Source organism: Meiothermus sp., assembly GCF_026004115.1.
In the GTDB taxonomy this organism is placed as follows: domain Bacteria; phylum Deinococcota; class Deinococci; order Deinococcales; family Thermaceae; genus Meiothermus.
Map to the genome: position 1 here is coordinate 3,260,985 of NZ_BPIM01000001.1, position 7,425 is coordinate 3,268,409.

Annotated in this window: 5 protein-coding genes; all 5 read left to right on the forward strand. The window is 59.9% G+C overall.

Annotated features, from left to right (window positions below):
* Window positions 1–72: 72 nt before the first annotated feature.
* Window positions 73–1,809: an ABC transporter substrate-binding protein gene (locus Q0X23_RS15640; protein ID WP_297861126.1), complete on the forward strand. Its 1,737-nt coding sequence runs from the start codon at window positions 73–75 to the stop codon at window positions 1,807–1,809.
* A gap of 149 nt (window positions 1,810–1,958) precedes the next feature.
* Window positions 1,959–2,927: an ABC transporter permease gene (locus Q0X23_RS15645; protein ID WP_297861127.1), complete on the forward strand. Its 969-nt coding sequence runs from the start codon at window positions 1,959–1,961 to the stop codon at window positions 2,925–2,927.
* A 9-nt stretch (window positions 2,928–2,936) separates the two neighbouring features.
* Window positions 2,937–4,019 (forward strand): ABC transporter permease, encoded by a 1,083-nt coding sequence (locus Q0X23_RS15650; RefSeq protein WP_297861128.1) that lies wholly within the window; start codon window positions 2,937–2,939, stop codon window positions 4,017–4,019.
* 181 nt (window positions 4,020–4,200) lie between these two features.
* Window positions 4,201–5,970 (forward strand): ABC transporter substrate-binding protein, encoded by a 1,770-nt coding sequence (locus Q0X23_RS15655; RefSeq protein ID WP_297861129.1) that lies wholly within the window; start codon window positions 4,201–4,203, stop codon window positions 5,968–5,970.
* A gap of 452 nt (window positions 5,971–6,422) precedes the next feature.
* Window positions 6,423–7,425: DUF1343 domain-containing protein (locus tag Q0X23_RS15660; RefSeq protein ID WP_297861130.1), on the forward strand; the 1,003-nt coding region annotated here is incomplete at its 3' end.

The following is a 7,425-nucleotide window of genomic DNA, read 5'->3' on the forward strand; positions in this document are numbered from 1 at the left end:
TTGCTTGGCGTATACTCGCCCTTGAACCAAAGCGATGTCCCCCTCGGGTTCGAGAACTTTACGGAGGAAACCATGAAAAAGCTCTTGTGGCTCATAGCCGTCAGTCTTGCAGCAGGAGGGCTGGCACTGGCACAACCCAAAACCATGCCTGCTTACGCCAACCTGGGCGTAACCGCAGGCAAGCCAGGCGGCAGTCTGACCTTATCGCTGGCCAGCGCCCCCCAAACCTTCTTTTACTACGGGGCCATTGACTCAGCCATCCAGAACCTGACCAATCAGATGTTCGACGGTCTGATTGAGTACAACCTGGCCAACTACCAGATTGAACCGGCCCTGGCCACCCGCTGGACCATTACCAATAGCCGAGTCTACACCTTCGATTTGCGGCGCGATGTGCGCTGGCACGATGGCCGACCCTTCACCGCCGACGACGTGGTCTTCACCTACACCCAGATTGTGGCCAACCCCGAGGCCCGGGGGGGCGATGCGGCCAACTTCGACGGTGTAAAGATTGAAAAGCTGGGCGATTTCCGGGTGCGCTTCACCCTGCCCAAGCCTGCCCCGGCCTTCATTCACTACATGCGCCTGCCCATCATGCCCAAGCACAAGCTGCTGCCTTTCAGCCAGGAGGGCGGCAAGCCTCGAGCCGAAATCAACACCGCTTGGCCCACCAACGTTAACCCCGAGGAAGTGGTGGGCACCGGGCCCTTCCGTCTGCGCAGCTACACCCCCGGGCAACAGGTTACGCTGGCCAAAAACCCCAACTACTGGAAGCGCGATGCGGCTGGCAATGCCCTGCCCTACCTGGATCAAGTCCAGTACCTGATCATTACCGATTCCCAGGCTCGTGTAGCGCAGTTCCTGGCAGGCAACCTGGGCCAGATTAACATCACCGGTGCCGAGTTCCCCGACCTCAAACGCCGTGAGGCCCAGGGGGCTGCCTTCCGGGTCGTACAGTTCCGGGCGCTGTTTGGCTCGCCCCCTAACCTGTCTTTCAACTACAATGCCAAGAACCCCGAGCTGGCCGCGCTGTTCAAGAACTCGGACTTCCGCCGGGCCATGCAGTTCGCAGTTAACCGCGAACGGATTATCGAGGATGTGTATAACGGCCTGGCCGAGCGGGCCAGTTACGGGGTTGCACCCCTTTCCGAGTGGTACTACCCCGAGGTAGCCCGCTTGCAAGGCCGCTTTGACCTGAACGCAGCCAACGCTGCGCTGGACAAACTGGGGCTGCCGCGGGGTGCCGATGGCATCCGGCGTTTGCCGAGCGGAAGACCCCTCGAGTTCACCCTCACCTACGGCTCCAACTCAGCGGTCTTTACGGCCATCGCCACCATTCTGCAAAACGATTTCCAGCGCGTAGGGGTAAAGGTCAACCTGCAAGGCATCCTGGCGGCCAACCTGCTGGGCACCGGGCGTGGAGCCGATTGGGAAGCCATTTTGCTGGCCCTGGGGGATCAGCCCGACCCCGAGCTACGTACCCCCATCTGGAAACCCGGGGGCGCGCTGTACTACTGGCATCAGGCCACCCAGCCCACCACCCCTACCGGACAGCCGCAGTTCAATAACTTTTTGCCCTGGGAGCGAGAGATTTACGACCTGTGGGAGCGTGCCGCCAGCACCACCAACTTCACTCAGCGCAAAGCCCTTTACGACCGCTGGCAGTCCATCGCGGCCCGCGAGGCCCAGGTCATCATGATTGCCAAAGAATACGCGGTGGGCGCTGTTTCCAACCGCTATGGCAACTATATCTATAGCCTGGGCGTAATTCCTGGCTTTAATCCCTTGCCGCTGATGTTCCAGCGCTAAAGGCCTGGGGTAGGCGTCTTTCGCCTATCCCTTTTTTTGTTACTCATTGCTTGCGCATGCCCATCCAGATGCCCCGGCGCTGCCTGCAAGCTCCAAGGCCTCCTGGGCTCGCCCGGTTTCGGTCGGGTTTTCTTGAAACTTAGCCGCTCATGACCACATTTATACTTCGCCGAATTCTGGTAGCCGTGCCCACCTTGCTCCTCATCTCGGTGCTGGTGTTTGGGGTCATACAGCTTCAGCCGGGGGGATTTTTAGAAAACATGCTCGAGGATCCCCGCGTCAGCCGCGAGACCGTCGAAAACATTCGCCGCCAGTACCTGCTGGATCAGCCGGTCTGGGCGCAGTATTTGCACTGGCTGGGGGGAATCGTGCGGGGGGATTTTGGCTTCTCCTTCCTGAATAGTCGCCCGGTCTCCGAGCTGATCTGGGAGCGCATGGGCTGGACAGTTTTCCTGGCCGCCCTAACCATTCTGGCTACCTGGGTAATTGCCATTCCGCTGGGCATCTACACCGCACTGAACCGCTACGGCCCTACCTCTACTGCGCTCAACTTTGTGGGCTACTTCGGGCTGGCCACGCCTGATTTTCTGGTAGCGCTGCTGCTCATCTATCTGGTGCTCATCAGCGGCGGCACCACGGTGGGGGGGCTCTTCAGCCCGCAGTACATCGATGCCCCCTGGAGCTGGGCCAGGTTTCAGGACATGCTGGGGCATCTCTGGATTCCCCTCATCGTGATTGGGCTCGACGGCACCGCCACCATCATGCGGCAAATGCGGGCCAACCTGCTGGATGTCCTGAACCAGGACTACATCCGTACTGCTCGAGCCAAGGGGCTGGCCGAGCGGGTGGTGCTCTGGAAACACGCCGTGCGTAACGCCATCAACCCCCTGATTAGCCTGGCCGGGCTCCAGCTCCCTACCCTCATATCCAGCACCATCATTGCCTCAATTGTGCTGAGCCTGCCCACCATCGGGCCCTTTTTGTACGATTCCCTCTTGAACAAAGACCAGTATGTGGTGATGGCTCTGCTAATGCTCTCGGCGGTGCTTTTGATGGTGGGTAACCTCCTGGCCGACATCCTGCTGGCCTGGGTAGACCCCCGCATTCGCTACGAGTAGAGGTGCGGCATGGATAAACGCAACAACCCCCTCTACCTGGCCTGGCGGCGTTTTCTGCGCTCCAAGCCCGGCGTGATCAGCGGGGTGGTGCTGATTGTGCTGTATGGGGTAGCTCTCTTCGCCGGATTTCTGGCCCCCTACAACCTGACCGTACAGCACCCCGACGCCATCTACCAGCCGCCCCAGCGCATCCACTTCTTTCGGGACGGCCGTCCGGTTCGACCCTACGTCTACCAGCTCAAGCGCGAGCGCGACCCGGTAACCTTCATCAGCAGCTATAGGGAAGACCCCAGCCGCCCCACCCCCATCCGCTTTTTCATCGCCCAGGGGGAGCCCTACCGCTTTTTGGGACTCAAAACCAACTGGCACCTGTTTGGCGTCCCGGAGTCCGAGGGTTACTTCTTCCCGCTGGGCACCGACCAGTTTGGGCGCTGCCTGTTCTCCCGCATCCTGGTCGGCTCACAGGTCTCGCTCACGGTTGGGGTGATTGGGGTGCTGATCTCCTTTGTCATCGGGATTCTGCTTGGGGGAATTTCTGGCTATTTTGGCGGCTGGGTGGACACCCTGATCCAGCGCACCACCGAGGTATTGCTCTCCATTCCGCGTCTGCCCATCCTGATGGCCCTTTCGACGGTTATTCCGGCGAGCTGGCCCAGCACCTACGTCTACCTGGGTATTATCGGGGTGCTCTCGTTTATTGGCTGGGCGGGGCTGGCTCGGGTGGTGCGGGGGCAGGTACTGGCCTTGCGCGAGGTGGATTACGTAACCGCCGCCGTGGCCCAGGGGGCTTCCAACCTGCGCATCATCCTGCGGCACATCGTGCCCAACCTGAGCAGCTACCTGATCGTAACCGCTACCCTGGCCCTGCCTGGCTACATCATTGGGGAGTCGGCGCTCTCGTTCCTGGGGCTGGGCATCAAGGAACCCATGGCAAGCTGGGGGCTCCTGCTGAAGGACGCGCAAAACTTTCAGTCGCTCTCGCTTTACCCCTGGCTGCTGACCCCCGGCATTCTGATATTTATCTCGGTGCTGGCTTACAACTTTCTGGGCGACGCCCTGCGGGATGCCGCAGATGTGCGGCAAAGGGACTGAGGCACGGGGTAGCTGAGGCGTATGAATCCATATCTGAACGGCCAGGATTGTCTATCCAAGCAACGGGTTCTCCCTTTTCCCTGTGATAAGTGCCCTGAGGCCCTCGTATCTCTTCCAGGGCGCAGTGGGGCCGGAATGAGCTAAAAGAATCCAACTCTCGAGGCAACTAAAGGAGGAGCGCATGAACCGTCGGAAGTTGTTAAAGCAAGCTGCCTTCGGCATGGGCGCGGGGGCGCTGGCTCCCTGGCTCTTTGGCAAGGCAAAGGCCCAGCAAGCCAGCCAGGCCAACGTGCCTGCCAATCTGTTCCAGGAGATTGGCAAGCGCGGGGGCACCCTCACCCTACCGCTGGGTTCCACACCGCAAAGCTGGAATTACTTTGCGGTAATTGACAATTTTGCCTATACCGTGCTGAACAATGTTTTTGATCGGTTGATGCAGCTCGACCAGATTACCTTCGAACTTGTAGGGGTACTGGCCGAGTCCTGGACGATTTCCAAGGATGCCCGCACCACCACCGTAAAGCTTCGCAGCGGTGTGAAGTGGTCAGACGGCACTCCATTTACGGCCGACGACGTGATTTTTACCTTTACCGAGGTGGCCTCGAACACCAACCTTCGGGCCAACCAGGCCGCCACCCTCAGGGTGGCCGGGGTACCGCTGCGCTTTGAGAAGGTGGACGATCTGACCTTCCGGGTAATCTCGAGCAAGCCCTATGGCGCGGTTTTACAGGCACTGACCTTTTCGCCCATCATGCCGAAACACAAACTGGCCCAGTTCAAGCCCCTGGAAGACCCCGGTGGCTACAGCCGGGTCTGGGCCACCAATACCGACCCCAAGGAAATTGTGGGCACAGGGCCTTTTATTCTGCAAAGCTACGTGCCCGACCAGAAGGTAACCCTGGTGCGCAACCCCAACTCCTGGCGGCGCGATACCCAGAGCAACTCCCTGCCCTACTTCGACCGGCTGGAGTACCTGATTATCCGCGACCAGAACATCCAGGCAGCGCAGTTCCTGGCAGGCAACCTCGATCAGATACCCATTACCGGGGCGCAGTTTCCTGACCTTAAGCGCCAAGAAGTGGCTACGGGAAAAATCCGGGTATTGCGTGGCAGCACCATTTATACTTCTCCGCCGCATTGGGGTTTTAATTTTGACGTACCCAACCCCGAATTGCGTGAGGTATTTCGCAACCTGACCTTCCGCAGGGCCATGCAGTTTGCCGTGAACCGCAAACGCATCATCGAGGACGTGTACAACGGCCTGGCCAGCCTGCCCGGACATGGGGTCGCTCCCGGTACATTCTGGTACTATGACACCCGCAGCTACCTGGGCGAGTGGAGCCTCGAGCGGGCCGCGGGGCTGCTGGACTCCCTGGGCCTTCGCCGGGGTGCGGATGGACAACGGCGCTTGCCCAGTGGAAGGGTGCTCGAGTTCAGCTTCACCTATGCCTCGGACTCCCTGCCTTTCTCGGCGATTGCCGCCATTCTGCAGAACGACCTGCGGCAGATTGGCGTTAAGCTCAACCTTCAGGGCATTCAGCAGGGCACCCTGCTGGCTACTGCCACCAGCGGTAACTTCGAGAGCATTCTGATGGCCTACGGCGACCAGCCCGACCCCCAGCTCCGCAAGGACATCTGGCAACCGGGGGGCCAACTCAACTACTGGCACCGCTCGGTCTGGCCCGAACGCGGCAGCAGCGAGCCCAAGTTCGACCAGATGTTTCCCTGGGAGAAAAACATCTGGGAGATTTTCCGCCAGGCTGAGCAACTGGGGGATCAAAACGAGCGCAAGCGCCTCTACGATCGCTGGCAGCTTCTCTCGGCCCAGAACCTGCCCGTGATCATGATTGTCAAACCCGATGCCGTAGCCGCTGGTCACGCCCGCCTGGGGAACTTCTACGCCCGCGATAACCGGATCATCTACACCAACTTCAGCATGTTCGAGAAGTAGCGGTTGGGCGTAGATCTCATGGGCATCTGGGATAAGGGGGTCTGGTTGTATCCCGGGCAATTGTATCCCGGCAAACATGGGGCCTGGCCCGGCGCGTGTTCTGGGCAAAGGTCAAATAACCCCAGTGGTCTGGTAACCAAGAACTCGGTATGCACCACAGTCCCTCCCAATGAGCCGCACATCGCAATTTTGGGCAGTCAATATGCTTCAAAACATACCGCAAAACAAGTTATACCGGATTCAAAAAGATAATCATTCAAACCAAAAACCCCCAGAGGCTATCTTTTTGAATCCTAGAGCACTCCCTTCCAAGGGGCGGTATCGCCCTCCGCTACGCGGATAACTTCGGCCCTGTTAGTTCGCCGCCTTCCGGCGCCGAACTAACCGAATCTGGTATTACCGGTGCACTCGAGTAACCTCCTGAAGCAATAGACGCGGCATCGCAAGGGAAGATGAATACCCCACCCCTTTACCCTGGGCTCGCGCCTACCGGCTTGGAGCGGCTCCTGGACAACCCCTCTTTGATTGGCACAAGCGGAAAGCTGGGCCTCCTGACCCATCCGGCGGGGGTCACCCGGACACTCGTGCCTTCGGCGGTGGCGCTTTTGCAAAGGGGTTTCGCACTCGAGCGTCTTTATGGGCCCGAGCATGGAATAGATGGTTCTGGGCAGGCCGGCGAGGCCCCGGAAGTGCTGACAGACCGGGCTACCGGCCTGCCTACCCATAGCCTCTACGAAAAAGGTGTGGCTGAAATCGCCGAACTCATCGGGCAAGTGGACACCCTGTTGGTAGATTTGCAAGACGCAGGGGTGCGTTTTTATACGTTTGTTTCCACCCTGGTACAAGTACTGGAGGCGGCTCGCATCAGCGGAACCCGGGTGGTGGTACTCGACCGGCCCAACCCCCTGGGCTTTCCCCTCGAGGGGCCCGTGCTTCAGCCAGCGTTTCGCTCCTTTGTGGGGATGCTGGAAGTTCCTCTGCGGCACGGGCTAACCCTGGGGGAGTGTGGGCGGCTGGTAGAACCCGGGCTCGAGGTAATCCCCTGCGACCCTCAAGCAACTTTCGACTCGGGCGGTCTGCCCTGGGTACCTCCTTCGCCCAACCTACCCAACCCGCAAACCGTTCTGTTGTATGTGGGCATGGCCCTGATCGAGGCTTCCACGGCCTCCGAAGGGCGTGGAACTGCCCTGCCCTTTCAAGTAGCAGGCGCACCCGGCCTGGATGCAGAGGCCCTGTCCCAAAGGCTGGGTGGGCTGGGCCTGTTGGGGGTACGTTTTAGGCCACACTACTTCAGGCCCACCTTTTCCAAGCACCAGGGCCAGCTTTGCGCCGGGGTGCAGGTGCATGTGCTGGAGCTTGAGAAAGCCCTCCCGGTAGGCCTAGCAGTGCTGGGTGCGCTGGCCGAACAGGGCGTAGAAATCAGGCACGACTGGCTGCAAAAGCTACTGGGCATTC